The organism is Streptomyces sp. Xyl84 (genome assembly GCF_059731885.1).
This window is the reverse complement of record NZ_AP029182.1, coordinates 1,826,342-1,844,895: the sequence shown is the minus strand read 5'-3', so window position 1 is coordinate 1,844,895 and position 18,554 is coordinate 1,826,342. Positions and strand designations below refer to the sequence as shown.

Here is an 18,554-nt window from a genome sequence, read left to right as displayed (position 1 = left end):
CTCATGCCCGAGCTGGTGTTCTTCTCCGGAACCATGGACTGCGGGAAGTCGACACTGGCTCTCCAGATCGAGCACAACCGCTCGGCGCGCGGCCTCGCCGGCATGATCTTCACCCGCGACGACCGGGCGGGCGAGGGCAAACTGTCCTCACGGCTCGGCCTGGTCACGGACGCGGTGGAGGTCGAGGACGGCGTCGACCTGTACGCCTACCTCGTCGACCACCTCTCCCGGGGCGGCCGGGCCGACTACGTGATCGCCGATGAGGCGCAGTTCCTCGCCCCGGAGCAGATCGACCAGCTCGCCCGCGTCGTCGACGACCTGGAGATCGACGTCTACGCCTTCGGCATCACGACCGACTTCCGCTCCAAGCTGTTCCCCGGCTCCCAGCGCTTGGTCGAGCTGGCCGACCGGGTCGAGGTGCTCCAGGTCGAGGCCCTGTGCTGGTGCGGCGCCCGCGCCACGCACAACGCCCGCACGGTGGGCGGCGTCATGGTCGTCGAGGGCGCCCAGGTGGTCGTCGGCGACGTCAACCAGTCCGAGGACGAGGTCGGCTACGAGGTCCTGTGCCGCCGCCACCACCGCAGGCGCATGACGGCGGCCTCTGCCCGGGCGGGCGCGCTGTCACCGGACGTCCTCCCGGTGGAACCCGGCGCCCGCCGCTGACCGACCGCGTCAGCCGCGCCGCCCCGGCGAACCCGGCCCATGCCTCACGCGAGACGGTGAGCAGGGGACTGCCGGCAGCTTTGGAGTCCCGGACGTGGACAACGGCCGCGCCGGCTGCGACTTGGACGCATCGGCCGCCCTCGGTGTCGCCGTAGCTGCTCCTGAACCAGGTGAGTTCGGACTCGGGGGTGTTCACAGCTCTCCCGGCAACTGCCGCCGACCGGATACTGAACCCGCTCCACCTGCTCCTTCCACAGACACAGCAAGTCCTGCGCCTTCAGAACCTCGTCGGCCCGCTCGATCGTCCGGGGCGACGGAATCCGCCGTCCCTGCTCGAACGACGCGATCGTGGACGCCGAGTACCCGAACTGCCGCCCGGACTCCTCGCGTTCCAGCCCCACCCGCGGCCTCAGCGTCTTCAGGGTCTGCCCGAACGCGGTGACGACACCGCGCCCCGCCTCGTCCCCGGACCGCTGCCCCGCCTGCGCCCCTGCCTCCGCGCCCTCGCGCTCGGTCATGCGCATCACCGCCTCCTCCGCCCCGACGCCGACGGACACGGCGTCACGGCGCACGGCTCCGACAGGCGGGGACGCGGCGCGTACAGGCACGTCCTGTCAGTGCCCGCTGTGCACCAGAGCGAACCGGGCCCCCTCGGCATCCGCGACCGCGGCCGTCCGGCCGTGGGCGGTCTCCTCGGGCGCGGTGAGGACCCGCCCGCCGAGCGCGGTCACGCGCTCCAGCGCCGCGTCCACGTCGTCCACCTCGAAGTACGTCGTCCAGTGCGACCCCCCGTCCTGCCGCAGGGCGGGGCCGATGCCGAGGATCCCGGCGACCGGGCGGCCGTCGAGACAGAGGGTCACGTGGTCGGCGGCGCCCCCTGCGATCCCCTCGCCGCCGGCCCCCGTCCGCCGCTCCTCGTACCCGAACAGCGTCCCGTAGAACTTGGCGACGTCGGCCGTCTCGTAGGTCCGCAGTTCGTTCCAGACGGGCGTGCCGGGCACCCCGCCCGCGTCGGGGCCGCGCTCGGGCGGCATCTGCCAGACGCCGAAGACCGCCCCCGAGGGGTCGCAGCCCAGCGCGAGCCGGCCGACCTCGCCCGCGTCGATCGGCCCCACCCCGACCGTGCCGCCGCACAGCCGTACCGTTTCGGCCGTCAGGTCCACGTCGTCCGAGGCGAGGTACGGCGTCCAGGCGACGGGCAGGTGCTGGTCCGCCGGCAGCAGACCGATGCCCGCCACGTACCGCCCGTCCCGCAGCGCCCGCACGTAGGGACCGAGCTGGGGCGGCCCCGGTTCGAACTCCCAGCCGAACAGCTCCCCGTAGAAGGCCTGCGTCGCCGTCATGTCGTGCACCATCAGGCTCACCCAGCAGGGTGCGCCGGGCGTGTGCCGGGCGGGTGTCCGGACGTCCCGTCCGGCCGGCTCCGGTGCCTGAGTCATCGTCACTCTCTTCTCCGGCCCCTCGCGGTGGCCGTGTCGCTTCCGCTCTTCCCCGGACCCCGGTCGTCGACCGGAGGATGCCCCCTGTGCGGTGTCCTGACCGTTTCGGCGCGCTTGCCGGCGGATGTCGATCGAGCGCACAGCATGTGGCCGATCCCGTACGCGTGGTGATCGGACCTGTCCGGCCGAGCAGAGTAGCGGGACCGGGACGCGACGGCCACCCCGTGCGCGAGGATGGTGACCATGAACGCCATCATCTCCGCACCCGATCTGGCGGCGGCCCTCGCGGGGCCGAACCCGCCGGTCCTGCTCGACGTCCGCTGGCAGCTCAGTCTCGCCAGGGCCGCCGGGGAGCCGCCCTTCGACGGGCGCGCGGCCCACGCGGCCGGGCATGTCCCCGGCGCCGTCTTCGTGGATCTGGACCGTGAACTGGCCTCGGCGCCGGGCGCGCACGGCCGCCACCCGCTGCCCGCCACCGCGGAGTTCGGTGCGGCGATGCGCCGCGCCGGGGTCAGCGCCGGCCGGCCGGTCGTCGTGTACGACGGCGGGCAGGGCTGGGCGGCGGCGCGCGCCTGGTGGCTGCTGCGCTGGACCGGGCACCCCGACGTACGGGTCCTGGACGGCGGCCTGGCGGCCTGGGACGGTCCGCTGGAGACGGCGGTTCCCGAACCGGCCGAGGGCGACTTCACGCCGTCGCCCGGCGCCCTGGAGCTGCTGGACGCCGACGCCGCGGGGGAGTTGGCCCGCTCGGGCGTCCTGTTCGACGCGCGAGCGGGGGAGCGCTACCGCGGTGAGGTGGAGCCCGTCGACCGCGTCGGCGGCCACATCCCGGGCGCGGTGTCCGCCCCCACGACGGAGAACGTGGGCCCCGACGGGCGTTTCCTGCCCGCGGCCGAGCTGCGGGAGCGGTTCCGGGCGCTGGGCGCGTCCGAGGGCACGCACGTGGGTGTCTACTGCGGCTCGGGCGTCTCCGGCGCGCACGAGGTGCTGGCCCTGGCCGTGGCGGGCATCCCGGCGGCCCTGTACGTGGGTTCGTGGTCGGAGTGGTCCTCGGACCCGTCCCGGCCGGTGGCGGTGGGATCCGACCCGCAGTAGGCGCGCGGGGCGTACGGCGACGAGGGCCGCGCCGGTCGCGCGGCCCGGAGCGCCGTACGCCGGGGCCCTGGGTCCCGTGCGCGGGCGCCCGCTACTCCTGCTTCTTGCGGCGGGTGCCGAAGACGATCTCGTCCCAGCTGGGGACGGCGGCCCGGCGGCCGGGCCGGACACCGTCCGCCTCGGCCTGCCGGTCGGTCGCGCCGACGAGACGGTCGCGGTGGCTGCCGACCGAGCGGGGCATGAGCACGTCCGCGTAGGCGGAACCGGCGCCGGCGGACGCCGCGGGAGCGGGCGGTTCCTCCACCGCGGCCTCCTCGTCGGGCTCGTCCACGGACTCCGGGGTGCGCTCGGGCACCACCAGGTCACCGCGGAAGCTCGGCACCGCCTCCAGCAGGCTGGTCAGGGAGTCGCGCTCGCCCGTGCTCTCCGCGGCCGGTTCGAGCGACTGCGCCGGCAGCGCGGGACGGTCGCGGTCCCGGTCACGCTCCCGGTCCAGGGGACGGTCGCGGGGCAGCCGGGCGATGCGGGGCACGAACGGGAAGCTGGGCTCCGGTGCGCCGAGGTCGTCCGACTCGCCGATCAGGGCGCGCGCCTCCGCGTCGACGGCCTGCACGAGCCGCCGCGGCGGGTCGTACGTCCAGCTCGCCGAGTGCGGTTCGCCCGCGACCAGGTAGACCAGCAGGACCTCCCAGGTGCCGTCGTCGCGGCGCCAGGAGTCCCACTGCACGGTGTCCTTCTCGGCGCCGCGCAGCAGCAGCCGCTCCTGGACGGCCTCACCGAGCAGCGGGCCGGAGTTCTCGCCGGGGCGGCGGACCGGGGTCTTGCGGGCCCGCTCGGCCATGAAGGCGCGCTCGGCCAGCACGGGGCCCTCGAAGCGGCGCACGCGGTCCACGGGGATGCCGGCGAGCTGGGCGACCTCTTCCGCGGTCGCACCTGCTCTTATCCGCGCCTGGATGTCACGGGGGCGGAGATGGCTCTCCACCTCGATCTCGATCTGGCCGAGGCGGGGACGGTCGCCGCGCACGGCGGCGCGGAGCCGTTCGTCGATGGGAAGCGTGTACTCCGTGCTGTCCGCAGCCTTCAGCACCAGCCGTGTGCCGTCATTGGAGACGGCCACGACACGCAGTTCGGGCATGGGGACCTCCCGGGTGGTGCCTGCCGACGTCACGTGCGTCGCTGCTTCCGCTAGTCGAGTGTGGCCTGCCCGGGTGCAGCCTGCCACAACCTTGCCGAGTTGCCCGGCGTGTCGGGCGCGGGCCCTGGAACGCCGTTATGGCACGGTTACCTGTTCACAACGCTCAGTGACCAACTGCGTCACCCTGTGCAACCAGCCCCCTCCCGGCGGTCCAGCAGGTCTCGGACACCCCGGCGGGAGGCCGGACCCAGGGCTCGCAACAGTACTCCATTCGGACCACGTGCGTGGATCGGCGCGCCGCCCAACTTCTGGCAAGGGGAGGGACTTGGCCGCCCCTGACCCGTTTTATCGATCATGAACGTGGCGTACTTCACGTAATCACCAGAAACGGAACTAACGGTTTCGTCCGTACGTCCCTTTCTCGTGCAGTCGGCCGATCAGATCCCGAAGGTCGGTCATGTACGGGAGAGGCAGGCAAGGTCCGGGTATGCGTGAAAGGCCCGAGAGCGGTGACGAGCCGAGTACGGGGCAGGAGGTGAGGCGGCGGCGGATCGACCTGAGCGTGGCCCAGGTCGCGGGCAGCGCGGTGGCCGCCGTGGTGGCCGCGAAACTCGCCTCGTACTTCGGTGTCTACGGCACGATCCTGGGGGCAGGCGTCGTCAGCGTGGTCGCCACCTGCGGCGGTTCGGTCTTCCAGCACTTCTTCCGGCGCACCGGCGAGCAGATCCGCACCGCGACCGTCTCCGTCCGGCCGGTCGCGGCCGGGACGCCCGGCACCGGCGCGGCACCGGCTCCCGGGGGAGCGGCACCGGCCCCCGGCGAGTTCTCCGAGGGCACGGTCTACCGGGCCCGCGTCAAGAGCTGGAAGCGGCCGGTGATCGCGGCGGCCCTGGTGTTCGGCGTCACCATGGCCGGGATCACCGCGTACGAACTAGTGTCGGGCAGCAGCTTCAGCGGCCACGGCGGCACCACGGTCGGCGACGCCGTGACGGGCCACCGGGGGAAGGCGGCGCCGTCCGGCGGCGACACCCCAGAGCCGTCCGGCTCGCCGGCCGCAACCACCGGAACGGATGACGGGGCGTCGCCGGGTGCGGGCGTCTCCGGCGGACCCGGGCAGGGGGCGACCGGGACCCCGACGCCGACCCCGGACAGCGGAACGCACAGCGGCACGGGGAGCACGGACGGCACGGGCACGGGTTCCGGGGGCGGGACGCCCTCCGGATCGGGCACCGACCCGGGAACGGACTCCGGTTCGGGCCCTGACCCGGGCTCCGGCTCGGACGGCACGCCGGGCACCGGCGCGACGGCCCCCGGGCCCGGCGCCTCGGCTACTGCCCCAGCACCCTCCGCAAGTAGTCGTTCCGGAAACGGCGTTCCGGATCCAGTCGGTCCCGCAGCGCGGTGAACTCGCCGAAACGCGGATAAACCCGCGCGAAGTACTCCGCGTCCCTGGTGTGGATCTTCCCCCAGTGCGGCCGGCCCTCGTGCGCGGTGAAGATCCGCTCGGCCGCGGTGAAGTACCGCTGGTAGGGCGTGCCGCGGAACATGTGGACCGCGACGTAGGCGCTGTCCCGCCCCGACGCCGTGGACAGGGTGATGTCGTCGGCGGGGGCGGTGCGCACCTCCACCGGGAAGCTCACGCGCAGCCCGGAGCGGTCCACCATCGCCTTCAGCTCGCGCAGTGTGTCCGTCAGCGCCGCCCGTGGAACGGCGTACTCCATCTCCACGAACCGCACCCGCCGCGGCGAGGTGAAGACCTTGTACGGGATGTCGGTGTACGTCCGGGCCGACAGCGCCCGGCTGGAGAGACGGGCGATCGTGGGGATGGTGGCGGGCACCGCGCGGCCGACCCAGTTGGCCGCCTGGAAGACGCCGTTGGAGAGGAACTCGTCCTCGATCCAGCCGGCCAGCGGCGCCACCGGCGCCTCGGGGCCGGCGCTGCGGTTGTTGCGCTTGGTGTTGGTGCTGCCGGTGTGCGGGAACCAGTAGAACTCGAAGTGCTCGTTCTCCGCCCAGAGCTGGTCGAACTCCGCCAGCACCCGGTCCAGGGGCATCGGTTCCTCGCGGGCGGTGAGCAGGAAGACCGGCTCGACGGCGAAGGTGATCGCCGTGACGATGCCGAACGCGCCCAGGCCCATCCGGGCGGCCGCGAAGACCTCCGGGTTCTCCTTCTCGGAGCAGGTGAGCACCGAACCGTCGGCCGTGACCAGCTCCAGGCCCTTGATCTGGGCGGAGAGGGAGGCCGACTCGCGGCCGGTGCCGTGGGTGCCGGTGCTGGTCGCCCCGGACACCGTCTGCTCCATGATGTCGCCCATGTTCGTGAGGGACAGCCCCTCGCGCGCGAGGGCCACGTTCAGCCGCTTGAGCGGGGTGCCCGCCTCCACCGTGACGGTCATGGCCTCGCGGTCGATGCCGCGGATGCCGGCCAGCAACCGGGGGCGGACCAGGACCCCGTCGGTGGCGGCGATGGACGTGAAGGAGTGGCCGGTGCCCACCGCCTTGACCGGCAGGCCGTCCTCGGCGGCCCGCCGCACGGCCGCGGCCAGTTCGTCCACCGACGCGGGTGTCACCTCCCGCGCGGGACGGGAGCGGACGGTCCCGCCCCAGTTACGCCATATGCCGTTCTTCGCGCTCGCCGTGCTGCCCAACGGAGCCTCCCCGACCCGGAGCCGGCCTGCTGAGCCGGCGGTACCCGAGGAAACCGACCGCGACCGCGACGGCCCCGGACACCGCCGGGACCCCGTACCCGGAGCGCGCGCCGGCCGCGTCGATCACCCAGCCGGCCACCGACGACCCCAGCGCCACTCCCACCGCCAGCCCGGTACTCACCCAGGTCATGCCCTCGGTCAGGTGCGCGCGCGGTACGTGCTCTTCGACGAGGGCCATCGTCGTGATCATCGTGGGAGCGACCGACAGGCCCGCAACGAACAGCGCCACGGCCAGAGACGGCAGGTTTCCGACCAGTAGGAGGGGGATCATACTCACGGCCATCGTGCAGACGCCCAGGAGCCAGCGGCGGGCGGGCGCTCCCGACGGCCGCAGCAGGCCGAACAGCACGCCCGCCGTGCACGAACCCGCCGCGTACAGCGCGAGCACGACACTGGCGGCGCCCTTGTGCCCCCGCTCGTCGGCGAAGGCCACGGTGACCACGTCCACCGCCCCGAAGATCGACCCGGTCGCCACGAACGTGGCCACCAGCACCTGGAGCCCGCGGGCCCGCAGCGCCGAGCCGCCGCCGTGCTGCTCGCGCGGGTGCGGCTCGGGCTCGGTGGCCCGCTGGGAGGTGAGCCAGAAGACGCCCACCGCCAGGAAACAGGCGGCCAGCAGCGGCCCCGCCTCGGGGAACCAGGCCGTCGAGAGCCCGATGGAGACGATCGGCCCGAAGATGAAGCAGACCTCGTCCACCACCGACTCGAACGAGTAGGCGGTGTGCAGTTGCGGAGTGCCCCGGTACAGCGCCGCCCAGCGCGCGCGGACCATCGCCCCCAGCGACGGCACCGAGCCGATCCCGGCCGCGCACACGAACAGCACCCAGTCCGGCCAGCGGAAGTACGCGGCCAGCAGCAGCCCGGCCGCCGCCGCCAGTGAGACGAGGGTCGCCGGGCGCAGCACCCGGCTCTGCCCGTGCCGGTCGACCAGGCGGGATATCTGCGGTCCGATCGCCGCGGCGGCCAGGGCGATGGTGGCCGACAGCGCGCCCGCGAGCCCGTAGCGGCCGGTGAGCTGGGAGATCATCGTGACCACGCCGATGCCCATCATCGACAGCGGCATCCGGCCGAGGAAACCCGCGGCGGAGAAGCCCTTGGAGCCGGGAGCGGCGAACAGGGCGCGGTACGGGCTGGGCACAGGGTCTCCGGGGATCCGGTAAGGCGTGAAAGAAGCTGATACAGCTTACGGCCCGGCCGGTCCCCGCCGCATCCGGATATGCGGTCCGCGACGCACCGGTCCGGCGGGCAGGGGTGCGCCGGTCCGGCGGGCAGGGGGTGCACGGTCGTGCGCGTCGGGCGTGCATGACCGTGCGGTCCGGGGGTGCACGGTCCCGTGGGCCGGGGGTGCACGACCGTGCGGGTCGGCGGTCCGGCCGTCGGTGCAGGGTGGCAGGATCGAGACATGTCAGACGCGCTCGATGCCACTCCGTACGACGCCCTGCTCCTGCTCTCCTTCGGCGGCCCGGAGGGGCCGGACGACGTGGTCCCGTTCCTGGAGAACGTGACGCGCGGGCGCGGCATCCCCACCGAACGCCTGAAGGAAGTCGGGCAGCACTACTTCCTCTTCGGCGGGGTCAGCCCCATCAACGCCCAGAACCGCGCCCTGCTGGACGCCCTGCGCAAGGACTTCGCCGAGCACGGCCTGGACCTGCCGGTCTACTGGGGCAACCGCAACTGGGCGCCCTACCTGACCGACACCCTGCGGGAGATGGTCCGCGACGGCCGCCGCCGCATCCTCGTCCTCGCCACCAGCGCGTACGCCTCCTACTCGGGCTGCCGCCAGTACCGGGAGAACCTCGCCGACTCCCTGGCCGCGCTGGAGGCCGAGGGCCTGGAACCGCCGAGGGTCGACAAGCTGCGGCACTACTTCAACCACCCCGGCTTCGTCGAACCCATGATCGACGGCGTGATCGAGTCCCTGGCCGGCCTCCCCGACGACGTCCGCGACGGCGCCCACATCGCCTTCACCACCCACTCCATCCCCACCTCGGCCGCCGACACCTCCGGCCCGGCCGGGGAGCACGGCGACGGCGGGGCGTACGTCCGCGAGCACCTGGACGTGGCGCGGCTGATCGCCGACGCGGTCCGCGAACGCACCGGCGTCGACCACCCCTGGCAGCTCGTCTACCAGTCGCGCTCCGGCGCCCCGCACATCCCGTGGCTGGAGCCCGACATCTGCGACCACCTGGAGGAGCGGCACGCGGCCGGGGCCCCCGCCGTCGTCATGGCGCCCATCGGCTTCGTCTCCGACCACATGGAGGTCCTCTACGACCTCGACACGGAGGCCACGGCCAAGGCCGAGGAACTGGGCCTGCCGGTGCGCCGCTCGGCCACCGTCGGCGCCGACCCCCGTTTCGCCGCCGCCGTGCGCGACCTGGTCCTGGAGCGTGCCGCCACCGAGAGCGGGCGGCAGGTCACGCCCTGCGCCCTCGGCGCGCTCGGCGCGAGCCACGACCTCTGCCCGGTGGGCTGCTGCCCGGCCCGCGCCCCGCGTCCCGCCGCCGCGGGCGCCGACAGCCCCTACGCGTGAGGACCACCGTGACCGACGCCCTGTACACGGAACTGCTCCAGCTCGCCCTCCAGGCCGCCGCCCGCGCCTGTGACCTGCTCCGGGACGGCCGCCCCGCCGACCTCGGGGTGGCCGCCACCAAGTCGAGCCCGGTCGACGTCGTCACCGAGATGGACATCGCGGCCGAGAAACTGATCACCGGCCTGATCGCCGACCGGCGCCCCGACGACGGCTTCCTCGGCGAGGAGGGCGCCGCCACGGAGGGCACCAGCGGCATCCGCTGGGTCATCGACCCGCTCGACGGCACCGTGAACTACCTCTACGGGCTGCCCAGCTGGGCCGTCTCCATCGCGGCCGAGCAGGACGGCGAGACCGTGGTGGGGGTCGTGGCCGCCCCGATGCGCGGGGAGACCTTCCGCGCGGTGCGCGGCCGGGGCGCCTGGGCCTCCGGTGCCTGGGCCGGTGAGCGCAAGCTGGCCTGCCGCGCCGACGCCCCGCTCGACCAGGCCCTGGTCTCCACCGGCTTCAACTACGTCGCCGACGTCCGCGCCCACCAGGCCGAGGTCGCCGGGCGGCTGATCCCGCTCGTCCGCGACATCCGGCGCGGCGGCTCGGCCGCGATCGACCTGTGCGACGTGGCCGCGGGCCGCCTCGACGGCTTCTACGAGCGGGGTCTGAACCCCTGGGACTACGCGGCCGGTGACCTGATCGCCCGGGAGGCGGGCGCGCTGACCGGTGGCCGCCCCCAGGAGCGCGTCTCCCGCGAGCTGACGATCGCCGCCACCCCCGGCGTCTTCGAGCCCCTCCAGCGCCTCCTGGAGGACTTCGGCGCCTGGCACGACGGGGTGTGACGCCTCGGCCGCCTGCGGGTGCCCGTCCCGGCACCGGCGCGGGCGCCCCGAAGGCGGACGAGCGAAGACGACGCGAACGGGACCCCGGCGCTGGATTCGCCGGGGTCCCGTCACGCGTGCAGGCTCATCAGACGCCGGACACGGCGACCTCCACACCGTGTTCGGCGGCGAGGCGGCGCAGGTCGTCGAGTTCGGCCAGCTCCACCTCGACGAGGAAGTCGTCGCCCTCGTCACGAGCCCGCGTCAGGTCGGACTCGGTCGCCTTTATGCGCTGCAGAAGTCCTGCGGTGAATGCGTCCATGCTGCGCCCCCTCGTCCTGGGTCGTGGGTCGGTGGCACGGGGGTGTGCCGTTGGGAAGGGGCGATCACGTCTCCATCAGGTGCCCAGCGCTGCCCTGCCGGGCGGCGACGGTGCCGGACACCCACGCCCACTCTGCGGAAGCGGATCGCGACGTACCGCATGGTGGTGCGGTACATGCAGAGCGTGATCGCGGGGTGTAAAGCCGTCCTCCCCCAGCTCCCCCTGCCGGAAACCTCAACCGCCCGAGAAAGTTCCGCATTCCCGTCCGCCGCCTGCCCCGCGCACCCGCTTCCCACACGCCCCTCACGGCCCCCGCTTCCCCGGCTTACAGCCGACTTACGGCCGAAAAGGGCAGGATGGAGGCAACACACCCATGAAGATCCCTGCCCGCGTGCGCCCGAGCGGCGCCGCGCGGGCGGCACAGGAAGGACAAGCGACGTGCGCGTACTCGTCGTCGAGGACGAGCAGCTGCTCGCCGATGCGGTGGCCACCGGACTGCGCCGGGAGGCCATGGCCGTCGACGTCGTGTACGACGGTGCGGCCGCCCTGGAACGCATCGGCGTCAACGACTACGACGTGGTCGTCCTCGACCGCGACCTCCCGCTCGTGCACGGCGACGACGTCTGCCGCAAGATCGTCGAGCTGGGCATGCCCACCCGCGTGCTGATGCTCACCGCCTCCGGTGACGTCAGCGACCGGGTGGAGGGCCTGGAGATCGGCGCCGACGACTATCTGCCCAAGCCCTTCGCGTTCAGCGAGCTGACGGCACGCGTGCGTGCCCTCGGCCGGCGCACCAGCGTGCCCCTGCCGCCCGTCCTGGAGCGCGCCGGGATCAAGCTCGACCCCAACCGCCGCGAGGTCTTCCGTGACGGCCGGGAGGTCCAGCTGGCACCCAAGGAGTTCGCCGTCCTGGAGGTCCTCATGCGCAGCGAGGGCGCGGTGGTCTCGGCCGAGCAGCTCCTGGAGAAGGCCTGGGACGAGAACACCGACCCGTTCACCAACGTGGTGCGCGTCACCGTGATGACCTTGCGCCGCAAGCTGGGCGAGCCCCCGGTGATCGTCACCGTGCCCGGCTCCGGCTACCGGATCTGATCGGCCGTGGCAGCGTCACCCGCGCCGCCCGAGGCGCCCCCGAAGCCCACCTGGGACCCGCGCAGGCCGGAACCGCCCTTCCCGTGGCTGCGCCCGACCATCCGGATACGGCTCACCCTGCTGTACGGCGGCATGTTCCTGATCGCCGGCATCCTGCTGCTGTCGATCATCTACCTGCTCGCGGCCAACGCGTTGAACGTCGGCAGTGAACTGCCGTTCAAGATCGTCTCGGGCCAGGTCTCCAGTCAGACCTGCAACTTCCCGAACCCGACGACGGCGGACGAGCTGAACCACGCCATGAACGAGTGTGCGAACCAGCAGCGCCAGCACGCTCTGGACGACCTGCTCAGCCGCTCGCTGCTCGCCCTGCTCGGCCTGGCCGTCATCGCCTTCGCCTTCGGCTACGCGATGGCCGGCCGGGTCCTGGCGCCGCTGGGCCGGATCACCCGCACCGCCCGCGCGGTGGCCGGCTCCGACCTGTCCCGGCGGATCGAGCTGGACGGCCCGGACGACGAGCTGAAGGAACTGGCGGACACCTTCGACGACATGCTGGAGCGGCTGCAGCGGGCCTTCACCGCCCAGCAGCGCTTCGTGGGCAACGCCTCGCACGAGCTGCGCACCCCGCTGGCGATCAACCGCACGCTGCTGGAGGTGCACCTGTCCGACCCGCACGCGCCCGTGGAGCTGCAGCAGCTCGGCAAGACCCTGCTGGCCACCAACGAGCGCAGCGAGCAACTGGTGGAGGGCCTGCTGCTGCTCGCCCGCAGCGACAACCAGATCGTCGAGCGCAAGCCGGTGGACCTGGCCGAGGTCGCCTCCCAGGCGATCGACCAGGTGCACGCGGAGGCGGAGGCCAAGGGCGTGCGGATCAGCGGCGAGCGCAAGCCCGCCGTCGTCCAGGGCAACGGCGTGCTGCTGGAGCGGATCGCCCTGAACCTGGTGCAGAACGCGGTGCGTTACAACATCCCGGAGGATGGCTGGGTGGAGGTCACGACGGACGTCGGGCACGGGCAGGCGGTCCTGGTCGTCACGAACACGGGACCCGTCGTCCCGGCGTACGAGATCGACAACCTCTTCGAGCCCTTCCGGCGGCTGCGTACCGAGCGCACCGGCAGCGACAAGGGTGTCGGCCTCGGGCTGTCCATCGTGCGGTCCGTGGCGCGGGCGCACGGCGGGCACATCGCGGCCCAGCCCCGTGAGGGGGGAGGGCTCGTGATGCGAGTCACCATGCCCGTCTGAGACCATGGCGGCAACACCATGAGGGTGTTCGCTCTACGCGGAATTTTCGGGGCCCCTTACCAACCTCTTCCTGTGTGATCGATCACATGGACTGATTTCCGGCCGTCTACGGTCTGTGATCATGGAGGGCGGCGAAAAGTCGGAAAAATCCGGGTTTTCAGGGGTCCTGATCACGGGAAGTACACGGTGAGACCGCTTTGAAGTGCACCATTCGAACCGTGTACGGTCCCCATCGCCATCCAAGCCGATCACTCTTGAGGAGTGCGGTTGGGTGTCGATTGAGTAACAGACCTTGATGTGAGGCAAAATCTCCGCCTCGGGTCGGGCACAAGTCCGGCCTCTCACGCGTTACGTGCGCTGGAGACACCCGCAGACACCCAGAGGGGGAGAGCGACATGGCAACCGATTACGACACTCCACGCAAGACCGACGACGACGTCGACTCGGACAGCCTTGAAGAGCTGAAGGCCAGGCGGAACGACAAGTCGACCTCCGCTGTGGACGTCGACGAGTTCGAGGCCGCCGAAGGCCTGGAGCTTCCCGGCGCGGACCTCTCCAATGAGGAGCTGGCCGTCCGGGTGCTGCCCAAGCAGCAGGACGAGTTCACCTGCATGAGCTGCTTCCTGGTGCACCACCGCAGTCAGCTGGCCCGCGAGAAGAACGGTCAGCCGATCTGCCGCGACTGCGACTGAGGCAGGGTCGGCCGTGACCGGCTCGACCCCTCCTTGGAAGCGCCGCTTCTCCCGCGGGGAAGCGGACCCGGAGCCGTCCGACGGCTCTCACGGCGCGCGTGACCACGAGCGAGGCCCATCCCGTCCGTCCGACCGGACAGATGCGACAGCATCCACGGGATCGGCCTCGCTCGCGCAGGTGTCAGGGCGTGGTGACCCTGCCGCCTCGGGGGCACGGCCCGCGCCCCTCGCCAGGCGCCGCGTCGCGGTGATCCGCGACCGGGCGGGCGAGGCCGCCAGGAACGGCGTCCGCAGGAGCGGCAGCCGGGCCAGGGCGGCACTCTCCCACCTGGCCGACCGGATCATCGACATCGCCCCCCGGATCCCGGTGCGCGACCTCGCCACGCTGCGCCGGCAGTTCCCGGGCCTGGGCCCCGAGGAGCTGGCGGACAGACTCGTCGCGGGCGCCGCTCACGGGACGTCCACCATCGGCGCCGGGATCGGCGCGGCGGCCATGCTGCCCGTACCGCCCGCGATGCCCACCGAACTGGCCGCGGAGATCACCGGCGTCGCGGCGGTCGAACTGAAACTGATCGCCGAACTCCACGAGGTCTACGGAGTGCGGCCCCCGGGCCACCTCAGAACGCGCAGCGCCGTGTACCTGTCCTCCTGGTCGGGGGAGCGCGGGATCGACGTGACCAAGCCGTCGACCGTCGACGCGGCCCTCGGCGGCCAGATGAAGCGCCGGCTGCGCCAGCAGATCATGAAACGCATGGTCCGGGACCTGCCGAACCTCATGCCCTTCCTGGTGGGCGCGGCCGTCGGAGCCGTCATCAACCGGCGCGACACCAGGAGACTCGCGGCCCGCGTCCGCGCCGATCTGCGCAAGATCCAGGTCCCCTGGGACGAACTGCCCGTCCTGCCGCCCCTGGAGACCCCCGAGGCGCCGCTCCCCATGGACGACGGCCCCGGGAAGCCCGCTTCCGGCGACGACGATCCCGGACGGCCCCGGTCCTGACGACGGCCCCTCTCAGGCCCCCGGAGCGCCCCGTCCCCCACCCCGGAGGGTTCCGAGGCGGCCGGCCCGGTGCGGCACGCACGGACGTCACGCGTTCGTTCCCGGCGAAGCCCGCACGGGGATCGCGCGGCCCCGCCCGGCGATGCCGGCCCCGGGGTCCCGCGGCCGGGCCCCGGCGGGGTCCGCAGGAGGCCTACGCGGCCGTGCCCGGGGAGGTCGCCGCCCGGGCCGCCCGCAGGGCCTCAGCCAGCCGCTCGGGCTCGCGCGTGGACAGGTACAGGTAGGGCGTCGGGTCCTCCGGGTCGGTGACCAGCACGCGCAGCGCGGTGGGGATGTAGGCGCGCAGCAGCAGGAACGCCCGGGTGTCGGCCTTGTAGGTGCGCCAGGCGCGCGCCTCCTCCGCGTCCAGGATCTCCGCGTCGCCCAGGGCCGCGACGGGCACGTTCGCCTCGCCCGCGATCAGCGAGCCGCCCACGACCCGGATGCGGACCGAACCGTAGGAGCTGGCCACGACGGCCGCGACCGCCGTGCCGCCGACCAGGCCGCCGAGCATCGGCAGGGTGCCGAAGGGGAACAGGATCAGGGCGCACGAGACACCGATCAGGAAGCTGATCAGCCACCAGGAGCGGGGCGCGGTGAGACGTTCTTCGTACGGCTGGGCGGGAAGCTGCATGAATCCAGCTTGGCACGGTGTCCGGACAACGCCGACGCGCGGGTAAGGTCTGCGCCTGTGAGTGGTAGTTCCGCAGCCCTTCAGCCTCCCGCCGACGCCCAGCGGCCCGTACGGCACCCCGACGCCCCCGCGCCCGGTGAACTCCTCGGCGCGCACTACGGCGGGTGTTTCGGGTGCGGCGGCGACCAGCCGCACGGACTGCATCTGCAGGCGCGGGCCGGGGAGGGCGTCCGCATCACCGCCGAGTTCACCGTGCAGCCCGCCCACCAGGGCGCGCCGGGCCTCGCGCACGGCGGCGTCCTCGCGACCGCCCTGGACGAGACCCTCGGCTCGCTGAACTGGCTGCTGCGGACGATCGCGGTCACCGGGCGCCTGGAGACCGACTTCGTGCGGCCCGTCCCGGTCGGTACGACGCTCCACCTGGAGGCCGAGGTCACGGCCGTGGCCGGCCGGAAGATCTACTCCACGGCCACCGGCCGCGTCGGCGGCCCCGACGGCCCGGTCGCCGTGCGCGCCGACGCGCTGTTCGTCGAGGTCAAGGTCGACCACTTCGTGCAGCACGGCCGCGACGAGGAGATCCGGGCCGCCATGAGCGACCCGGACCAGATCCGGCGGACCCGCGCCTTCGAGGTGAACCCGTGAGTTCCGCAGGCCGTCCGCCCCTGGACGTGATGATCCGCCGCGTCGATCCCGACGTACCGCTCCCCGGGTACGCGCTCCCGGGAGACGCGGGCGCGGACCTGCGCACCACCGTCGCCCGCACGCTCGCCCCCGGTGAACGCGCCGTTCTGCCCACAGGTGTGTCCATCGCGCTCCCCGAGGGGTACGCGGCCTTCGTGCACCCCCGGTCCGGCCTGGCCGCCCGGTGCGGTGTCGCCCTCGTGAATGCCCCGGGGACGGTTGATGCCGGGTACCGTGGGGAGATCAAGGTGATCGTGGTGAATCTCGACCCGCGCGAGTCCGTGCGGTTCGAGCGCTTCGACCGGATTGCCCAACTGGTCGTCCAGCAGGTCGAGAGGGTCCGCTTCCAGGAGGTCGCGGAACTTCCCGGCTCGGCGCGGGCCGAGGGGGGCTTCGGGTCCACCGGTGGCCATGCCGCGGTGGACGGTGAGAGCGGCACAAGCGGCCGGACCGCCATGAGCGGACCGGCGGGTGGGAATCGATACGCTTCGGTCGTATCCGACCGGGAAGGACAGTGACGTGTTCGGACGTCGCAAGAAGAAGGGTGCCGCCGAGGACGCGGCCGGCGAGGCCGAGCAGGTCGTCGACAGCGTCGACACCGAGGCGGACGAAGAGGAAGAGGGCGAGCGCGCGCGGGTGCGGCTCGAGCCCGAACCCCGGCCCGACGGGCCCTGGGACAGCACCGAGGTCGGCGACCCGAACGAGGGCCGCGTCGACCTGGGCGGCCTGTTCGTGCCGGGCGTGGACGGCATGGAGCTGCGGGTGGAGGTCGCGGGCGACGCGATCGTCGCGGCGACCGTCGTCCTGGGGGACAGCGCGGTCCAGCTGCAGGCCTTCGCCGCGCCCAAGCGCGAGGGCATCTGGGGCGAGGTCCGCGAGGAGATCGCGACCGGCATCACCCAGCAGGGCGGCATCGTCGACGAGGTCGAGGGACCGCTCGGCTGGGAACTGCGTGCCCAGGTGCCGGTGCAGCTGCCGGACGGCACGGGCGGCTTCCAGGTGGTCCGGTTCGTCGGTGTGGACGGCCCCCGCTGGTTCCTGCGCGGGGTCATCTCCGGCCAGGGAGCGGTGCAGCCGCAGGCGGCCGGACTGCTGGAGCAGATCTTCCGCGACACGGTCGTGGTCCGCGGCGAGGGCCCGATGGCGCCCCGCGACCCGATCGTGCTGAAGCTGCCCAACGACGCGCAGATGGTGCCCGAGGGCGTCCAGCAGGACGAGGGCCAGTCCCGCTTCTCCGGCGGCATGGGCCAGCTCCAGCGCGGCCCGGAGATCACCGAGGTCCGCTAGGCCGGTCCTGCCGGACCGGACCACCGCAGGACACCGAGGGCCGCACCCGCCAGGGGGCGGCCCTTTCCGCGCGCCCTCTCCGTGCCTTCTGCGCGTCCCCGCCGCCCCTGCGCCACCTTGCACACCACCTGGCCCACCGCCCTGTCTGCCCCGTCCGCCCCCCGTGCAACGAACGGAAACCAATCCCGGACGCCGTCCGTTGAGGGATTGATCGAACGGGCCGCCGCTCGTGATACTGGCGCACGGTCCACGGGGGAGCACGACGGGGAGGGCAGCACATGAGCCAGGTCGCCACCGACACGATGGTGCGTGTCGAGAACGTCCACAAGTCCTACGGGCAGGGCGCCGGCGCGGTGCACGCCCTGCGCGGGGTCTCCTTCGAGGTGCCGCGCGGTGAACTCGTCGCGCTCAAGGGCCGTTCCGGCTCGGGCAAGACCACCCTGCTCAACGTCGTGGGCGGCCTCGACGAGCCCGACGAGGGCCGGGTCGAGGTCGACGGCCGCGCCCTCTCGGAGCTGGGCGAGGAGGGCCTGCTCGCCCTGCGCCGGGACCGCGTCGGCTTCGTCTTCCAGTCCTTCGGCCTGATCCCCATCCTCACGGCCGCGGAGAACGTCGGGGTGCCGCTGCGCATGCGCCGCGCCGACCCCCGCGAGCGGGAGGAGCGCGTGGAACTGCTGCTCTCCCTGGTCGGCCTCGCCGACCACGCCAGGCAGCGGCCCGGCGAACTCTCCGGCGGCCAGCAGCAGCGCGTCGCCATCGCCCGCGCCCTCGCCAACGACCCCGCGCTCCTCATCGCCGACGAACCGACCGGCCAGCTCGACGCGGAGACCGGCCTCGCGGTGATGGAACTGCTGCGCGCCGTCGTCCACAGCCAGCGGGTCACCGCCCTGGTCGCCACCCACGACCTGACCCTCCTCGACCTAGCCGACCGCGTCCTGGAACTGCGCGACGGCGCAATAGTCGAGCACTGACGGACGGCGGCCCGCCCCCGGAAGCTCCCCGTTGCCGGACACCCCCCGTCCCGCCGCGGGACGCTCTCCGCCCCCGGCGGGCCGCGCCCCCGGCCCGCCTCGCCCTCGCCACGGCCGCCTGACCTGCCCCCTCCTTCCGCGTCAGAGTTGCGTCAAAGACCGGTCCGGGGTCCCACCCGGCCCCTTTTGCCCGGATCCCTGGCCGTAAGGTCGACGCTGCG

General features: G+C 73.0%; 19 protein-coding genes and 2 pseudogenes. 13 read left to right on the top strand and 8 right to left on the bottom strand.

Annotation, left to right across the window (positions count from 1 at the left end):
• Window positions 1–3 precede the first annotated feature (3 nt).
• On the top strand, window positions 4–663 hold the full coding sequence (locus AC6I72_RS07870; RefSeq protein WP_498000147.1) for a thymidine kinase: 660 nt from the start codon (window positions 4–6) through the stop codon (window positions 661–663).
• A gap of 25 nt (window positions 664–688) precedes the next feature.
• Here AC6I72_RS07870 and AC6I72_RS07865 read toward each other — a convergent pair.
• The 3 genes and pseudogenes from AC6I72_RS07865 to AC6I72_RS07855 form a co-directional block, all read right to left on the bottom strand.
• Window positions 689–859, bottom strand: a pseudogene (locus AC6I72_RS07865) (DUF397 domain-containing protein); the annotation flags it as partial.
• Window positions 860–881: 22 nt separating this feature from the next.
• Window positions 882–1,181, bottom strand: a pseudogene (locus tag AC6I72_RS07860) (helix-turn-helix domain-containing protein); the annotation flags it as partial.
• A gap of 96 nt (window positions 1,182–1,277) precedes the next feature.
• Window positions 1,278–2,102 carry a VOC family protein gene (locus AC6I72_RS07855; protein ID WP_498000146.1) on the bottom strand — a complete coding sequence of 275 codons (825 nt, stop codon included), beginning with the start codon at window positions 2,100–2,102 and terminating at the stop codon, window positions 1,278–1,280.
• Between the two features lie 243 nt (window positions 2,103–2,345).
• Here AC6I72_RS07855 and AC6I72_RS07850 point away from each other — a divergent pair, with 243 nt between their 5' ends.
• A complete protein-coding gene (locus AC6I72_RS07850; RefSeq protein ID WP_498000145.1) occupies window positions 2,346–3,197 on the top strand; it encodes a sulfurtransferase in 852 nt (283 codons plus the stop codon).
• A 91-nt stretch (window positions 3,198–3,288) separates the two neighbouring features.
• Here the strand turns inward: AC6I72_RS07850 and sepH are convergent, their stop codons facing one another.
• A complete protein-coding gene (sepH, locus tag AC6I72_RS07845) occupies window positions 3,289–4,332 on the bottom strand; it encodes a septation protein SepH (RefSeq protein WP_498000144.1) in 1,044 nt (347 codons plus the stop codon).
• Between the two features lie 487 nt (window positions 4,333–4,819).
• On the opposite strand from sepH, the gene AC6I72_RS07840 reads away from it, so the two are divergent.
• Window positions 4,820–5,737 (top strand): hypothetical protein, encoded by a 918-nt coding sequence (locus tag AC6I72_RS07840; RefSeq protein ID WP_498000143.1) that lies wholly within the window; start codon window positions 4,820–4,822, stop codon window positions 5,735–5,737.
• Here the strand turns inward: AC6I72_RS07840 and AC6I72_RS07835 are convergent.
• Window positions 5,661–6,980, bottom strand: a complete 1,320-nt coding sequence (locus tag AC6I72_RS07835; protein WP_498000142.1) for a D-arabinono-1,4-lactone oxidase — start codon at window positions 6,978–6,980, stop codon at window positions 5,661–5,663. The two genes, AC6I72_RS07840 and AC6I72_RS07835, sit on opposite strands and share 77 nt — an antisense overlap.
• Window positions 6,940–8,178 carry an MFS transporter gene (locus AC6I72_RS07830; RefSeq protein ID WP_498000141.1) on the bottom strand — a complete coding sequence of 413 codons (1,239 nt, stop codon included), beginning with the start codon at window positions 8,176–8,178 and terminating at the stop codon, window positions 6,940–6,942. Before AC6I72_RS07830 ends, AC6I72_RS07835 begins: the two co-directional genes overlap by 41 nt.
• Window positions 8,179–8,442: 264 nt before the next feature.
• On the opposite strand from AC6I72_RS07830, the gene AC6I72_RS07825 reads away from it, so the two are divergent.
• Window positions 8,443–9,570, top strand: coding sequence for a ferrochelatase (locus AC6I72_RS07825; RefSeq protein ID WP_498000140.1), 1,128 nt, complete (start codon window positions 8,443–8,445; stop codon window positions 9,568–9,570).
• A gap of 8 nt (window positions 9,571–9,578) precedes the next feature.
• Window positions 9,579–10,400, top strand: coding sequence for an inositol monophosphatase family protein (locus tag AC6I72_RS07820; RefSeq protein ID WP_498000139.1), 822 nt, complete (start codon window positions 9,579–9,581; stop codon window positions 10,398–10,400).
• Between the two features lie 127 nt (window positions 10,401–10,527).
• On the opposite strand, the gene AC6I72_RS07815 is transcribed toward AC6I72_RS07820, so the two are convergent.
• Window positions 10,528–10,701, bottom strand: coding sequence for a hypothetical protein (locus AC6I72_RS07815; protein ID WP_199811615.1), 174 nt, complete (start codon window positions 10,699–10,701; stop codon window positions 10,528–10,530).
• A gap of 438 nt (window positions 10,702–11,139) precedes the next feature.
• Here AC6I72_RS07815 and AC6I72_RS07810 point away from each other — a divergent pair, with 438 nt between their 5' ends.
• The 4 genes from AC6I72_RS07810 (at window position 11,140) to AC6I72_RS07795 (ending at window position 14,721) form a co-directional block, all read left to right on the top strand.
• Entirely contained in the window at window positions 11,140–11,793 is a 654-nt protein-coding gene (locus AC6I72_RS07810) for a response regulator transcription factor (protein ID WP_028424348.1), read from the top strand.
• A gap of 6 nt (window positions 11,794–11,799) precedes the next feature.
• Window positions 11,800–13,032 (top strand): sensor histidine kinase, encoded by a 1,233-nt coding sequence (locus AC6I72_RS07805; protein ID WP_498000138.1) that lies wholly within the window; start codon window positions 11,800–11,802, stop codon window positions 13,030–13,032.
• A 395-nt stretch (window positions 13,033–13,427) separates the two neighbouring features.
• Window positions 13,428–13,724, top strand: coding sequence for a DUF4193 domain-containing protein (locus tag AC6I72_RS07800; protein ID WP_005481602.1), 297 nt, complete (start codon window positions 13,428–13,430; stop codon window positions 13,722–13,724).
• Between the two features lie 13 nt (window positions 13,725–13,737).
• The gene (locus AC6I72_RS07795; RefSeq protein WP_498000137.1) at window positions 13,738–14,721 is read left to right on the top strand and encodes a hypothetical protein; all 984 of its coding nucleotides are present in this window, start codon (window positions 13,738–13,740) and stop codon (window positions 14,719–14,721) included.
• Window positions 14,722–14,914: 193 nt separating this feature from the next.
• On the opposite strand, the gene AC6I72_RS07790 is transcribed toward AC6I72_RS07795, so the two are convergent.
• Window positions 14,915–15,394 carry a DUF3093 domain-containing protein gene (locus AC6I72_RS07790; RefSeq protein ID WP_498000136.1) on the bottom strand — a complete coding sequence of 160 codons (480 nt, stop codon included), beginning with the start codon at window positions 15,392–15,394 and terminating at the stop codon, window positions 14,915–14,917.
• Between the two features lie 57 nt (window positions 15,395–15,451).
• Here AC6I72_RS07790 and AC6I72_RS07785 point away from each other — a divergent pair, with 57 nt between their 5' ends.
• The 4 genes from AC6I72_RS07785 to AC6I72_RS07770 all read left to right on the top strand — a co-directional run bounded on the left by AC6I72_RS07785 (window position 15,452) and on the right by AC6I72_RS07770 (window position 18,333).
• Window positions 15,452–16,036, top strand: coding sequence for a PaaI family thioesterase (locus AC6I72_RS07785; RefSeq protein WP_498000135.1), 585 nt, complete (start codon window positions 15,452–15,454; stop codon window positions 16,034–16,036).
• A gap of 29 nt (window positions 16,037–16,065) precedes the next feature.
• Window positions 16,066–16,593 carry a dUTP diphosphatase gene (gene dut / locus AC6I72_RS07780; protein WP_037857519.1) on the top strand — a complete coding sequence of 176 codons (528 nt, stop codon included), beginning with the start codon at window positions 16,066–16,068 and terminating at the stop codon, window positions 16,591–16,593.
• A 1-nt stretch (window position 16,594) separates the two neighbouring features.
• Window positions 16,595–17,362: a DUF3710 domain-containing protein gene (locus AC6I72_RS07775; protein ID WP_498000134.1), complete on the top strand. Its 768-nt coding sequence runs from the start codon at window positions 16,595–16,597 to the stop codon at window positions 17,360–17,362.
• A gap of 278 nt (window positions 17,363–17,640) precedes the next feature.
• Window positions 17,641–18,333 carry an ABC transporter ATP-binding protein gene (locus tag AC6I72_RS07770; RefSeq protein WP_498000133.1) on the top strand — a complete coding sequence of 231 codons (693 nt, stop codon included), beginning with the start codon at window positions 17,641–17,643 and terminating at the stop codon, window positions 18,331–18,333.
• Window positions 18,334–18,554: the final 221 nt, after the last annotated feature.